This is a genomic window from Streptomyces deserti (assembly GCF_054782695.1).
The window spans coordinates 28,913-41,520 of the sequence record NZ_BAAGRZ010000035.1 but is presented as its reverse complement, the minus strand read 5'-3'; the positions used below and the strand labels follow the sequence as shown (position 1 = coordinate 41,520).

At 71.7% G+C, this 12,608-nt stretch carries 12 protein-coding genes and 1 pseudogene; 10 read left to right on the top strand and 3 right to left on the bottom strand.

The window, feature by feature from the left end:
* Nucleotides 1-259 precede the first annotated feature (259 nt).
* The 5 genes and pseudogenes from ACYVMZ_RS34455 to ACYVMZ_RS34435 form a co-directional block, all read left to right on the top strand.
* Nucleotides 260-349 (top strand): annotated as a pseudogene (locus tag ACYVMZ_RS34455) (flavodoxin); the annotation flags it as partial.
* A gap of 218 nt (nucleotides 350-567) precedes the next feature.
* Nucleotides 568-1,218 carry a (2Fe-2S)-binding protein gene (locus ACYVMZ_RS34450; RefSeq protein ID WP_461086816.1) on the top strand — a complete coding sequence of 217 codons (651 nt, stop codon included), beginning with the start codon at nucleotides 568-570 and terminating at the stop codon, nucleotides 1,216-1,218.
* 12 nt (nucleotides 1,219-1,230) lie between these two features.
* Nucleotides 1,231-2,211 (top strand): FAD binding domain-containing protein, encoded by a 981-nt coding sequence (locus tag ACYVMZ_RS34445; RefSeq protein ID WP_461086814.1) that lies wholly within the window; start codon nucleotides 1,231-1,233, stop codon nucleotides 2,209-2,211.
* Complete coding sequence (locus ACYVMZ_RS34440; RefSeq protein ID WP_461086812.1) at nucleotides 2,208-4,451, top strand: xanthine dehydrogenase family protein molybdopterin-binding subunit; 2,244 nt, start codon at nucleotides 2,208-2,210, stop codon at nucleotides 4,449-4,451. Before ACYVMZ_RS34445 ends, ACYVMZ_RS34440 begins: the two co-directional genes overlap by 4 nt.
* 135 nt (nucleotides 4,452-4,586) lie before the next feature.
* Nucleotides 4,587-5,741: an XdhC family protein gene (locus ACYVMZ_RS34435; RefSeq protein ID WP_461086810.1), complete on the top strand. Its 1,155-nt coding sequence runs from the start codon at nucleotides 4,587-4,589 to the stop codon at nucleotides 5,739-5,741.
* A gap of 52 nt (nucleotides 5,742-5,793) precedes the next feature.
* Here ACYVMZ_RS34435 and ACYVMZ_RS34430 read toward each other — a convergent pair whose 3' ends face one another.
* Nucleotides 5,794-6,768, bottom strand: a complete 975-nt coding sequence (locus tag ACYVMZ_RS34430) for a helix-turn-helix domain-containing protein (protein ID WP_461086808.1) — start codon at nucleotides 6,766-6,768, stop codon at nucleotides 5,794-5,796.
* 137 nt (nucleotides 6,769-6,905) lie between these two features.
* Here ACYVMZ_RS34430 and ACYVMZ_RS34425 point away from each other — a divergent pair, with 137 nt between their 5' ends.
* The 3 genes from ACYVMZ_RS34425 to ACYVMZ_RS34415 all read left to right on the top strand — a co-directional run bounded on the left by ACYVMZ_RS34425 (nucleotide 6,906) and on the right by ACYVMZ_RS34415 (nucleotide 9,381).
* Nucleotides 6,906-7,391 (top strand): SDR family NAD(P)-dependent oxidoreductase, encoded by a 486-nt coding sequence (locus ACYVMZ_RS34425; protein WP_461086806.1) that lies wholly within the window; start codon nucleotides 6,906-6,908, stop codon nucleotides 7,389-7,391.
* A gap of 461 nt (nucleotides 7,392-7,852) precedes the next feature.
* The gene (locus ACYVMZ_RS34420; protein WP_461086804.1) at nucleotides 7,853-8,476 is read left to right on the top strand and encodes a TetR family transcriptional regulator; all 624 of its coding nucleotides are present in this window, start codon (nucleotides 7,853-7,855) and stop codon (nucleotides 8,474-8,476) included.
* A 404-nt stretch (nucleotides 8,477-8,880) separates the two neighbouring features.
* Entirely contained in the window at nucleotides 8,881-9,381 is a 501-nt protein-coding gene (locus tag ACYVMZ_RS34415) for a Rieske (2Fe-2S) protein (RefSeq protein WP_461086802.1), read from the top strand.
* Here the strand turns inward: ACYVMZ_RS34415 and ACYVMZ_RS34410 are convergent.
* On the bottom strand, nucleotides 9,368-10,021 hold the full coding sequence (locus ACYVMZ_RS34410; RefSeq protein WP_461086800.1) for a cysteine hydrolase family protein: 654 nt from the start codon (nucleotides 10,019-10,021) through the stop codon (nucleotides 9,368-9,370). The genes ACYVMZ_RS34415 and ACYVMZ_RS34410 overlap by 14 nt on opposite strands.
* A 177-nt stretch (nucleotides 10,022-10,198) precedes the next feature.
* Between ACYVMZ_RS34410 and ACYVMZ_RS34405 the strand changes: the two genes are divergently transcribed.
* Nucleotides 10,199-10,666, top strand: coding sequence for a pyridoxamine 5'-phosphate oxidase family protein (locus ACYVMZ_RS34405; protein WP_461086849.1), 468 nt, complete (start codon nucleotides 10,199-10,201; stop codon nucleotides 10,664-10,666).
* Nucleotides 10,667-10,668: 2 nt separating this feature from the next.
* Here ACYVMZ_RS34405 and ACYVMZ_RS34400 read toward each other — a convergent pair whose 3' ends face one another.
* Complete coding sequence (locus tag ACYVMZ_RS34400; RefSeq protein ID WP_461086798.1) at nucleotides 10,669-11,571, bottom strand: LysR family transcriptional regulator; 903 nt, start codon at nucleotides 11,569-11,571, stop codon at nucleotides 10,669-10,671.
* A 74-nt stretch (nucleotides 11,572-11,645) separates the two neighbouring features.
* Here ACYVMZ_RS34400 and ACYVMZ_RS34395 point away from each other — a divergent pair, with 74 nt between their 5' ends.
* Complete coding sequence (locus ACYVMZ_RS34395) at nucleotides 11,646-12,578, top strand: DMT family transporter (protein ID WP_461086796.1); 933 nt, start codon at nucleotides 11,646-11,648, stop codon at nucleotides 12,576-12,578.
* The last annotated feature ends 30 nt before the right edge of the window (nucleotides 12,579-12,608 follow it).

Here is a 12,608-nt window from a genome sequence, read left to right as displayed (position 1 = left end):
GCCGCGTGCCGCACAGTGGATGCCGTGCCGCACCGATGGCCTGGTCAGGCGGCCGCCGAACCTGTTCACCCCGGGCCGCCGCACTTCTCCTGGGCCGACGGCCCGCCTCATGAGCCGCGGCGTGAACCGTGTCCCCAGACGCCGACCCCACGACCCCGCCGACCCCACCGGCACCGCCGGGAGACGCAGACCCCGACGCCACCCGGCGGGACTGCTCACCCGCAGCAGTCGTCCCCGCGCCGCCCAAGGAGATCCCTCAGTGTCCCGCCGTTTCCTCTTCCTCCTCGGCAGCCACCGCAGCAACGGGAACACCGAGTTGCTCGCGCGCCGGGCCGCCGCACAGCTGCCCAGGACGCGCCGCCCGTCCGCTTCCCGGGCGGCCGCACACGTCCCGGGTCCGACATGAAATCCGCCGCACAACCGTCTTGCGGCGCCACCACGCCCTCACCCGCATGTGCGCTGTCACGCCCGCCTGAGAGAAGCCGTGATGTCTCGTACTCGCGCCGATTCGTGCACATGACGGTGTCCGGTACCGCCACCCGTCTTCCGTCGACCGAGAGAGTGAGCATGTCCACCGAACCCCCCGAGGCAACTGTCTCTCCCCCCGAGGGCTCTCCCGAGGGATCTGCGTCCGCCCCTTCCCGGCGCACGTTCATCGCGACCACCGCCGTCGGCGGTGCGGTCGTGGCGGGCGGCCTGACAGCCGGGCCGTCCGTGTTCGGCGCCGAGCCCGCGGGCGCCGCCACGGCGTCGCCCAGCACCCGCGTATCCCTGACCGTCAACGGCATGCGGCACACCGTCACGGTCGACAACCGGACCTCGCTGCTGGATCTGCTGCGCGAACACCTCGACCTGACCGGCTCGAAGAAGGGCTGCAACGCCGGTGCCTGCGGCGCCTGCACCGTCCTGGTCGACGGCCGCCGGGTCAACTCCTGCCTGACACTCGCCATCCGGCTGGACGGCGCCGAAGTCACCACCATCGAGGGCCTTTCGAAGGGCGAACGGCTGCACCCGCTGCAGCAGGCGTTCATCGACCAGGACGCCTTCCAGTGCGGCTTCTGCACCCCCGGCCAGATCATGTCCGGCGTCGGCTGCATGGACGAGGGTCACACCGGCTCACCGGAAGAGATCCGGGAGTTCATGAGCGGCAACATCTGCCGCTGCGGCTGCTACGTGAAGATCGTGCGGGCGGTCGAGCAGGCCGCGCACGGGAAATGAGGCACGGTCCCCATGTATCCCTTCTCCTACACCAGGGCCGCCGACACCCGGCAGGCCCTCGACGCGGGCCGCAACGGCGGCCGCTACATCGCCGGCGGCACCACCCTCGTCGACCTGATGCGCGAGACCGTCGAACGCCCCCGCACACTGGTCGACATCAGCACCCTGCCACTGCGCGAGATCATGGTCACCCGGCACGGGGGCCTGCGCATCGGCGCGCTGGTACGGATGTCCGAGGCCGCCGCCCACCGGGGCGCACGCGCCCTGTACCCGGTCATCTCGCAGGCGCTGGAACTGAGCGCGTCGGCGCAGCTGCGCAACATGGCCACCATCGGCGGCAACATCATGCAGCGCACCCGCTGCACCTACTTCCGCGACGTGACCGCCGCCTGCAACAAGCGCGAACCCGGCTCCGGCTGCGCGGCCCTGCATGGCGTCAACCGCACCCACGCCATCCTCGGCACCTCCGAAGACTGCGTGGCCACCCACCCCTCCGACGTTGCCGTGGCCTTCGCGGCGCTGGAGGCGACCGTGGTCGTGCTGGGCCCGGACGGCGAGCGCACCGTGCCCTTCGCCGACTTCCTGCTCAGACCGGGCAGCACACCTCACCACGAACAGGCCTTGGGCCAGGGCGAGTTGATCACCGCTGTCGAGATACCGGCCCATCCTCGCCCGCTCAGGTCGGGCTATCTGAAGGTACGCGACCGGCAGTCCTACGAGTTCGCGCTCACCTCGGCGGCCGTCGCCCTGCACATCAGCGGCGGAGTGATCCGCGAGGCCAAGGTCGCCGCCGGAGGCGTGGGCACCATCCCCTGGAAACTGCCCGCCGTCGAGCGACAGCTCATCGGGCGGCGGCCGTCCGACGCCCTGTGGACAGCCGCCGCCGAACGGGCGGCGGACGGGGCCCGGCCCCTCGAACACAACCGCTTCAAGGTCGAGTTGCTCAAACGGACCGTCGAGCGCCAACTGCACGTCGTAGGAGGTGGCAAGTGAGCCCGCAGCCGCAGGCAGCCGTCGGAGCACCGCTGTCCCGGGTCGACGGACGACTGAAGGTCACCGGCCAGGCCAGGTACACCGCCGACCTCCCCCACGCTCGAACGACCTCGCGCGGGGGGACCCCCGTCATCGACGGCGTCGTCCACGCCGTCATCGTCGACAGCACTATCGCGCGCGGACGTATCACCGGTATCGACACCCGCGCCGCCGATGCGCTGCGTGGAATCCTGGGCGTCATCAGCCACCTCGACACCCCCAGGCTGGCCTACCGCGACAACCCGGGGGCCTGGCTGGACCCCTTCGTCGGCGAACGGCTGCACGTCTTCCAGGACGACAAGGTCCGCTTCTTCGGACAGCCCGTCGCCGTGGTCGTCGCCCGCACACTGGAGGCCGCCCAGCACGCCGCTGACCTGGTGAAGGTCTCCTACGACGCCGAGAAGCCCGCCACCGACCTGACCGGCGCGCCCGAGAACGACCCCCTGCCCCCGCAGAACTACACGCGCGGCAACCCCGAAGAGGCGTTGGTCTCGGCGGAGGTGAGGTTGGAGGGCACCTACCGGCTCGCGCGCAACCACCACAACGCGATGGAGCCGCACGCCACCATCGCCCGCTGGGACGGCGAGAAGCTCACCGTGTGGGACAAGACCCAGTGGACGCTGGGAGCGCAGGGCGAACTCGCTGCCGTGTTCGGTATTCCACCGGAGAACGTGCGCGTCATCTCGCCGTTCGTCGGCGGCGCGTTCGGCAACGCGCTGCGCACCTGGCCGCACTCCACCCTCGCGGCCCTCGCCGCCCGTGAGATCGGCCGCCCGGTCAAGCTCGTCCTGAACCGCGAGCAGCTGTACTACGGGGTGGGTTTCCGGCCCGCCTACGAGTACGGGCTGCAGTTGGGCAGCACCCGGAGCGGACGCCTGACCGTGGCGGTTCACCGCGTGCGGGGCGAGACGTCGAGGTACGAGCACTTCACCGAGGGCGTGATGGTCCCGGGACAGATGCACTACGCCACGCCCCACGTACGCCAGGCGTACCGGACCGTGCCGCTGGACCTGAACACACCGACGTTCATGCGGGGCCCCGGCTACTCCACCGCCGTCTTCGCCATGGAGTCGGCTCTGGACGAACTCGCCCACGAGCTCGGCGTCGACCCCATCGAACTGCGGCTGCGCAACGAACCGGCGGAAGACCCGTCGAACGGGCTGCCGTTCTCCACCCGGCGGCTGCGCGAGTGCCTGCGGGTCGGCGCCCGCGAGTTCGGCTGGCACCGGCGCAACCCCAGGCCGCGCTCCCGGCGGGACGGCGACTGGCTCGTCGGCATGGGCATGGCCAGTGGCGTCTACGACACCCTGCGCATGCGGTCACAGGCCCGCGTCAGGCTGGACGCCGACGGCACCGCCCTGGTCCAGGCGTCGACCAGCGACATGGGTCCCGGCACCTACACCTCCATGACCCAGCTCGCCGCCGACGCCCTCGGCCTGACCATGCGCACCGTCCGCTGCGAACTCGGCGACTCCACCTTCGCACCGTCCCCGCCGCACGGTGGCTCGCAGACCATGGCCGGCGTCGGCTCAGCGGTCCAGGACGGTTGCGACAAGCTGCGGCAGGAGGCGATCAAGCTCGCCGTCGAGGACGAGCGGTCGCCGCTGCACGGCGTCGCCGCCGACGACGTCGTCGTCCGCGGCGGACGGCTGCACGTGCAGGGCGACCCCGCGCGCGGCGAGACCTACCGGCAGCTGCTGGCCCGCCATGGCCGTACGCACCTGGAGACACTCGGAAACTTCGCCCCGACCGGGGACGACCGGTTCTCCATGTACGCCTACAGCGCGGTGTTCGCCGAAGTGGCCGTCGACCGACGGCTGGGCCTGGTGCGGATGCGGAGGATGCTCGGCGTCTACGACGTCGGACGGATCATCAGCCCCAAGCTCGCCGACAGCCAGGCCCTCGGCGGAATGGTGGGCGGCATCGGCGGGGCCCTGCTGGAGCACACGGTCACCGACCACCGCGACGGCCGGATCGTCAACGCCAACCTCGCCGACTACCTCGTGCCCGTCAACGCCGACATCCCCGACCTGCGGGCGGTCTATCTGGACGGGGAGGACAACCACGCCGACCCCATCGGCGTCAAGGGCCTCGGCGAGATCGTGCAGATCGGCGTGGGCCCCGCCATCGCCAACGCCGTCTTCCACGCCACCGGACGACGCGTCCGCGAACTGCCCATCACCGCCGAAGCCCTGCTCTGAACCCCGGACGGCCGGGCCTCGCCTCCTCCCCCGGGGGAGCCCCGGAACCGATCCGGTCGGCCCGCCGCCGCGCCTCGGCGTCCCCCATCGGCGCGGCGGCGGGCTTCCCCAACCACCCATCGAAGGACACCTCTCATGCTGAACATCACGGACACGCTGTACCGCTGGTGCCGCGAGGACCGCCCCTTCGCCCTGGCCACCGTGATCCGGGTCAGCGGCAGCGCACCCCTGCCACCGGGCACCGCACTGGCCGTGGACGCCGAGGGCGAAGCGGTCGGCAGCATCTCCGGAGGCTGTGTCGAAGGCGCCGTCTACGAGCTGTGCCGGCAGGTGCTGGAGTCGGGCGAACCCCCGATACGGGCCTCGTTCGGCTACTCCGACGACGACGCCTTCGCCGTGGGCCTGACCTGCGGCGGCGAGCTGGAGGTCCTGGTCCAGCGGGTCGACCCCGCCGACCAGCCCCACCTCGCCACCGCCCTGGAACAGGCGTCGGCCGGTGTGCCCGTCGCCGTGGCACAGGTGATCGACGGGCCGCAGCGCCTTCTCGGCCGCACCCTGTCCGTTTTCCGGGGCGGCAGCGCGTACGACGGGACCCTGGGCAGCCGGCAGGCGGACCGGGCGGTGGCCACCCAGGTCCGCGCGCTGCTGCGAGCGGGCCGGACCGCCCGCGTCGAGGTCGGCGGGGACGCCGACACCTGCCCGGAGAAGCTGACGCTCCTCGTCCACACCCAGGTGCCGCCGCCCCGCATGCTGATCTTCGGCGCCGTCGACTTCGCCGCCGCCCTCAGCCAGGCCGGACGCTTCCTCGGCTACCGGGTCACCGTCTGCGACGCCCGCCCCGTCTTCGCCACCCCGGCCCGCTTCCCGTACGCCGACGAGGTCGTCGCCGACTGGCCGCACCGCTACCTGGAGCGCGCCGAGGTCGACGCCCGCACCGCGATCTGCGTCCTCACCCACGACGCCAAGTTCGACATCCCTCTGCTCCGCCTGGCCCTCGGCCTCCCGGTCGGCTACATCGGCGCGATGGGCTCCCGCCGCACCCACGCACACCGCCTGGAACGGCTGCGTGAGGCCGGCGTGCCCGAGGAGCACCTCACGCTCCTGCACTCACCGATCGGCCTCGACCTCGGCGCCCACACCCCCGAGGAGACAGCGATCTCCATCACCGCCGAGATCATCGCCCACATCAACAACGGCACGGGCCTGCCCCTGTCCCGCGTCCCCGGTCCCATCCACGGCTCCGTCCCCGTGGCCCAGATGTCATCACCAGCCGCGCTCCTGGCCGCATGAGGCCCACATGCTCATCGACACCCACGGCCGGGTGGCCACCGACCTGAGGGTCTCACTGACCGACCGCTGCCATCTGCGCTGCGCGTACTGCATGCCCGAAAAGGGCCTGCGGTGGCTGGCCGAGCCCGACCTGCTCACTCAGCGCAGCGGCTCCATCTCCCAACTGGGCCAGCGTCCGCAGAGCTTCCTCTGATCGGGAGCCCGGCTCGGCGTGGTAGGTGACCAGCCGCATAGGGGCGCCCCCGGGCAGCGCCATGGGTTCGTGAACGAGGTCGAACTCTCCCACCAGCGGGTGCCGCATCCGCACGGTGTCGCCGATGGTCCCGCAGCTCACCTCGTGCCGTGCCCACAACCGCCGGAACTCCTCGCTCTTCTGCGACAACTCCTCGATCAGCGAAGAGAGGTAGGAATCCCCGGGGCTCTTGCCCGCGTTCATGCGCAGAACGCCGGCGATCCTCTGCGCCGTGCGGTCCGGTTCGGCGAACCGGTCGCGCATCTCGGGCGAGAGGAAGATCAGCCGGGCCACGTTGCGCTTCTCGGGCGGCAACTGGCCCCAGTCCCCGAAGACGGCGGCGGCGAGCCGGTTCCAGCCCAGGATGTCCAGGCGGCGGCCGACGACGTAGGCGGGCACGCCGAGCCCGTCGAGCAGGTGCTGGACGCTGGGCCGCAGCCGCTGCGGCGGGGGCGCGGCCTGCCTCGCGCTCTGCCGCTCGGGCTGGGCCAGCCGGATCAGATGCTCACGCTCCTCCTCGGTCAGGCGCAGGGCGCGGGCGACGGCGTCCAGCACCTCGGCCGACATGGTGTCGCCGTATCCCTGCTCCAGGCGCGCGTAGTAGGCGTACGACACCCCCGCCAACTGCGCCAGCTCCTCGCGCCGCAACCCGGGAACCCGCCGCCGCCCGTGCGAGGGCAGGTCCACGTCCTCGGGCCTGAGCCGGGCCCTGCGTGAACGCAGGAACTCCCTCAGCTCGGCACGCCGGTCCAGTCCGGACGTCACTTGGTCACCGGGCGCCACTTGTGAAGACATCTCTGTCCTCCTGTTGTCAGACGTGCCTCGCTGATGCGGGGCAGCGTACAGCACCGACCCCGCGCCTCACTTTGATACCGAGTATCAGAGCGATGCAGAGCCTCTTTATAAGACTCATTTCGAACAGGTGTGTTCTCGTGAGCAAGATCTGGTTCATCACCGGCTCCTCGCGCGGTTTCGGCCGCCAGTTCGTCCAGGCGGCCCTGGGGCGCGGCGACAAGGTCGCGGCGACCGCCCGCACCGCCGACTCCCTCGCGGGCCTGGTGGCCGCCCACGGCGAGGCGATCCTTCCCCTGACCCTGGACGTGACCAACTTCTACGGCGCCCTGTGGGTCACCCAGGCCGCCCTGCCCCTGCCGCGCGCCCAGGGCAGCGGCCACATCGTGCAGATCTCCAGCGTCGGCGGTGTCACCGCCTTCCCCAACCTCGCTGTCTACAACGCCTCCAAGTGGGCCCTGGAGAGCCTGAGCGGGGCCCTCGCCCAGGCGCCACCGACTGGGCAGGCTCCTCCGCCACCTTCCCCGAGCAACTGCCCGCCTACGACGACCTGCGTGCTGCCGTCGCCGCGCACTGGGGCGACATCGAGCGCGGTGACCCCACCCCCACCGGCGCGGCCCTGCTGAAGGTCATTGACGCCGACAACCCGCCCCTGCGGGTCTTCTTCGGCGCCTCCTCGCTCCGCCTCGTCCCACAGGTCTACGCCGAGCGGCTGAAGACCTGGGAGGAATGGGCCGACGTCGCCACGCAGGCCCAGGGCGACGCCGCCTAACCGCACGCCAACAGCGCCGGTCAGGGTGCGCAGTCCCGCCCCGGGCGACCACGGCCTCGCCCGGCCGAGGCGTCGAACGGCCGAGGCGCTGGAGTCGGCCCGCCGCCGCGTCGAACGGCCGACCCGGGAGGTGTCGTGGGGCGTCGGCGTGCGCCTCGGCCATACGGCCGGAGCCCGTGGCCGACCACGCGGGTCTCTCGGCCGATCGGCCGATCCCGCCGCACCGCCGCGCCCGCCGGCTCCCACCTGCATGGCGTTGGAGCCCGTAAGCCTGATACTCGGTATCAAATTGAGTCGTTGCAGTACCCTCCCTGTATGACCGAAACCGCCCGTACCTCCGCCCAGTCCGCAGGCAAGCCGCCCGGCTTGCGTGAGCGCATGCGTGCGGCGGTTCGGGCGGAGGTGGTCGAGGTCGCGCACCGCCTCTTCACCGAGCAGGGGTTCGACCGCACGACCGTCGACCAGATCGCCGCCGAGGTGGGCCTGTCGCGCGCCAGCCTGTTCCGGTACTTCGGCACCAAGGAAGACATCGTCTTGGGACGCCTGGAGGAATCCGGCCGCCAGATCGCGGAGGCGCTCGCCGCCCGGCCCGACGACGAGCAGCCCTGGGAGGCGCTGCGCCGATCCTTCGACGTCCTGACGCGGATGAACGAGCAGGCACCCGAGCAGGCGCTCAGCTATCTGCGCATGCTCCAGGAGACCCCGTCACTGCGCGCCCGGCACTACGAGAAGCAGCTGGGCTGGCGGGGGCTGCTGGTGCCGGAGATCGCCCGGCGGCTGGGGGTCAGCCCCGACCGGCCCGAGGACACCAGGCCGAGCGCACTGGCCGCCGCCGCGCTCGCCTGCCTGGACGTGGCCGCCACAGGATGGGTGGCCTGTGAGGGCACCGTGCCGCTGGCCGAACTGCTCGACCGGGCGATGGGCGCGTTGACGCAGTGACGTAGCGCCGCCCGCCGCCTCCCCCATTCGGGCTTCCGTACCGGCAGCAGCGGAGAGTTTCTCCGCCACCGACCGCTGCGACGGATTCGGCTGCCCCGCGCATCAGGTGTACGGCGTCCGCGCAGGACCGCTCGAAGGACACGGCCAGCGAGGTGTTCGACTCCCGCTGCCGACGGTGCGGATACTCCTCCTGGCTCACCAGCCACGCAACCGCTCACGGGCACGGACGTCACACAGCTGAAAGCCCCGCGCGCGGTGCGCCACCCGCGACAGCGAACCGACAGCTCCGCTTTACCCACATCCGATCTCGAGCGGGTCAGGATTTCGGCATCGTCTGAACAGGCGGTTCGCCGGGACCGTACCTCTCGGCAGATCCACGCAACCTCCCCGAAGGGAACGCCAGCATGACCAGCGCATCGTTCAGGCCCACGTCAGGACCGGCCCGTCGTACCGTCGTGGCGGCGGCCGGAGCGGCGGGGCTCGCCGTCGCGCTGACCGCGTGCGGGGGCTCGGACGACGACTCGTCGAGCTCCTCCGTCGACCCCGGTTCGTCCAGCACCCCCCAGGACAGCGCCGGCGCGAGCAGTGAGGCCTCGGGCGGCGGCGACGCCGCGGCGGGGGCCGCGCTCGCGAAGACCACGGACATCCCCGAGGGCGGCGGGAAGGTGTTCGCGGCCGAGAAGGTGGTGGTCACGCAGCCGACGGCCGGCGAGTTCAAGGCCTTCTCGGCCACCTGCACCCATCAGGGGTGCGCGGTGAAGAGCATCGCGAACGGCGTCATCAACTGCCCCTGTCACAATAGCAACTTCTCGATCACCGACGGCAGTGTGAAGAGCGGCCCCGCGACCAAGCCGCTGCCGGAGAGGCAGATCACCGTCAGCGGGGACTCGATCACGCTCGCCTGACCGCTCCAGGCGCACGCCGGAGGCAGGCCAGCACCTCGTCGGTGGTCGCGACCGTGGCGACCAGTGCGAGGGTGTGGCGGATCATCGCGGGGGTGTAGTCGGAGGGCACCCCCGCGATGGCGTCCGCCGGGACGACGACGGTGTAGCCGAGGTTCACGGCGTCGAACACGGCGTTGGGGATCGCCACGTTGGCCGAGACACCGGTCAGGACCAGCGTGCGGCAGCCGAGATTGCGCAGCAGTGCGTCGACCTCGGTGCCGTGGATCGGTGACAGCCCGTGCAGCCGTCGTACGACGAGGTCCTCCTCGGTGACCTCGATCGGGGCGGCCACGCGGACGGCGGTGGTGCCCGCGAACTGCTGGACGGCCAGCCGTTCGGCGGCGCGGAACAGCCGGGCGTTGCGGCTGGCGCCCCGGCCGTCGGGGCGGCGTTCGGCGAGGGCGTGGATCACCTGGATCCCGCTCTCGTGCGCGGCGGCCACCAGCCGGGCGATGCGGGCGAGGGCGCCCGAGGAGCGTGCGGCCTTGGCGAGTTCGGGCAGGGCGCTGTCCGTTCCGACGACGCCCTCCTGGCACTCGACGGTGAGCAGCACGGTGGTGCGCGGGTCGAGGAGTTCGCTGAGCTCTTCGTACGACGGCACGGCACCCCCTGATCGGCGACGGCTGGAGCGGGCGAGCGTAGCCACCGTTGCGTGCGGAGGGAAGACGACCCATCCTTTTCTGACGCGGTGTCAGAGGATCAGGGAATCCACGGAGATTCTCCTCTGGCACGACGTGGGAGATGGAGGGGCCGCATGACCGTGACAGAGGGGGGCCGCATGACCGTCACTCAGCGCCGGGGCCGGAAGATCATGATGACGCCCGGTGAGCTGGACGAGTTCCTCACCACGCAGCGCACCTGCCGGGTCGCCACGGTGTCGGCGGACGGCGCCCCGCACGTGAGCACGCTCTGGTTCGCCTGGGACGGCACCTCGATGTGGCTGTACTCCGTCGTGCGCAGCAAGCGCTGGGCGGATCTGCGCCGCGACCCGCGGGTGGCGATCGTGGTCGACACCGGCGAGGAGTACGACGAGCTGCGCGGCGTGGAGCTGTCCGGCCGCGTCGAGTTCGTGGGGGAGATTCCCCGCACCGGCGAGCTGCGCGCCGAACTCGACGTCCCCGAGACGCTGTTCGCCCGCAAGAACTTCGGCCTGGAGGAGATGCCGCACGACGGCCGGCACGCCTGGCTGCGGCTGACGCCGGAGAAGGTCGTCTCCTGGGACTTCCGCAAGCTGGGGTCTGCCTAGCGTCAGCCGATCTTCTCCCCGGCGGCTCGCAGCGCCTTGACCGCCGCCCGGATCGACGGGCGGCGGTCGGCGTCCGCGCGCCACACGGCGTACACGTACCGGTGGACGCCGTGCCGGACCGGCACGGGCCGGACTCCCGCCGACAGGGGACCGCGCCCGAGCCGGGGCGCGATGCACACGCCCAGGCCCGCGGCGACCAGGGCGAGCTGAGTGTGGTGCTCGCCCGCGCGGTGGGCGATGCGGGGCTCGATGCCTTTGCCGCGCAGCGTGTACAGCAGCCACTCGTGGCAGAACTCGCCCTCGTTCCAGGAGACCCACTCGGCCTCCGCGAGGTCCTCCAGGCCGACCTCGTCCCGGTCGGCGAGGGGGTGTCCCTCGGGCAGCGCGACGTCCACGGGGTCGTCCAGGATCGCGGCCTTGGCCAGCCCTTCGGGCATGGGCAGGGGCTTGTTGTACCAGTCCAGGACGACGGCGAGGTCGGCGTCGCCCCGCAGCACCGCACTGACCCCGAACTCGGGCTCCAGCTCCCAGGAGCGCACCCGCAGTGTGGGATGGTCGGCCCGCAACCTGCTCAGCACCACCGGGAACAGACCCCGCACGGCCGTCGGGAACCCGGTCAGCCGCAGCTCGCCCACCACCTGCCCCCGATGCGCCTCCAGGTCGGACTGGGCGAGTTCGACCTGCGACAGGATGCGCGCCGCGTGCTCGGACAGCAGCCGTCCGGCGTCCGTGAGCCGCACGCCCCGGCCGTTCTTGGCGAGGAGCTGCTGGCCGACCTCCCGCTCCAGCTTGGACATCTGCTGCGAGACCGCCGACGTCGTGATGTGCAGCGCCTGGGCCGCACCGCTGACCGAGCCGTGCCGGGCGAGGGCGTCGAGGGTGCGCAGGCGCTCCAGGTTCAACATGTAAGCAATGCTACGAGATAGCGCACGCGAAATCTCGATTGTGCTACGAGATCGTCTTCAGCATCGTGGCGTCCATGACCACCGTCACCGCCACCACCCGCGACCGGGCCCGCATCTCCGCCCGTCCCCGTCCCCGCCTCCACTGGCGGCTCCGTTTCGGCGTCCTGTCCCTGATCTGGGGCTTCAGCTTCCTCCTCATCAAGGTCGGCACGCACGGCTACGCCCCCTTCCAAGTCACGCTGGGCCGGCTGGTGTTCGGCACGGCGGTGCTCGCCGCCGCGATGGCGGTGCGGCGGGAGCGGCTGCCGCGCGGCGCCCGTACCTGGGCGCATCTGACGGTGGCCGCGTTCCTGCTCAACGCCCTGCCGTTCTCGCTGTTCGCGTACGCCGAGCTGACCATCCCGTCCACACTGGCGGGCATCTGCAACGCGACCTCACCGCTGTGGGGCATGGCGCTGTCGCTGGTCGCCCTGTCCGAGGACCGCCCGACCCGGCTGCGCGTCGCGGGGCTCGGCCTGGGCTTCCTCGGGGTGCTCACCGTGCTGGGCGCCTGGCAGGGCTTTGACGGCCTGGACGCCACGGGCACGGCGATGGCGCTGCTGGCCTCGCTCAGCTACCCCATCGGCTGGATCTACGTCCGGCGCACCCTGGCCGGCACCGGCCATTCGAACCTGTCCATGACCGGCGCGCAGTTGCTCCTCGCCACCGTCCAACTGGCCGTCGTCACCCCGCTGTTCACGGCGCTGCCGACCGGCTTCCCCGTCGTGCCGCTGCTGGCGGTCGCGGCCCTGGGGGCGCTGGGCACCGGGCTGGCCGTGCTCCTCCAGTACGGCCTGGTCGCCGAGGTCGGTCCGACGACGGCCCAGATGGTCACGTACTTCATCCCCGTCATCGCCACGGCCGCGGGCGTCGCGCTCCTCGGCGAGTCGCTGACCTGGTCGACGCCGGTCGGTGCGGTGATCGTCCTGGCGGGGGCGGCGCTGACGCAGGCGCGGCAAAAGCGCTGATCCGCCCGGTGCGAGCCCACCCCGGAGGGG

What these genes read in the sequence shown, in the direction of transcription:
- ACYVMZ_RS34435 (WP_461086810.1), top strand. Translation starts at nt 4,587, where the DNA reads ATGCTGAACATCACGGACACGCTGTACCGCTGGTGCCGCGAGGACCGC.
- ACYVMZ_RS34415 (WP_461086802.1), top strand. Translation starts at nt 8,881, where the DNA reads ATGACCAGCGCATCGTTCAGGCCCACGTCAGGACCGGCCCGTCGTACC.
- ACYVMZ_RS34405 (WP_461086849.1), top strand. Translation starts at nt 10,199, where the DNA reads ATGACCGTCACTCAGCGCCGGGGCCGGAAGATCATGATGACGCCCGGT.
- ACYVMZ_RS34430 (WP_461086808.1), bottom strand. Translation starts at nt 6,768, where the DNA reads ATGTCTTCACAAGTGGCGCCCGGTGACCAAGTGACGTCCGGACTGGAC.
- ACYVMZ_RS34420 (WP_461086804.1), top strand. Translation starts at nt 7,853, where the DNA reads ATGACCGAAACCGCCCGTACCTCCGCCCAGTCCGCAGGCAAGCCGCCC.
- ACYVMZ_RS34400 (WP_461086798.1), bottom strand. Translation starts at nt 11,571, where the DNA reads ATGTTGAACCTGGAGCGCCTGCGCACCCTCGACGCCCTCGCCCGGCAC.
- ACYVMZ_RS34445 (WP_461086814.1), top strand. Translation starts at nt 1,231, where the DNA reads ATGTATCCCTTCTCCTACACCAGGGCCGCCGACACCCGGCAGGCCCTC.
- ACYVMZ_RS34395 (WP_461086796.1), top strand. Translation starts at nt 11,646, where the DNA reads ATGACCACCGTCACCGCCACCACCCGCGACCGGGCCCGCATCTCCGCC.
- ACYVMZ_RS34450 (WP_461086816.1), top strand. Translation starts at nt 568, where the DNA reads ATGTCCACCGAACCCCCCGAGGCAACTGTCTCTCCCCCCGAGGGCTCT.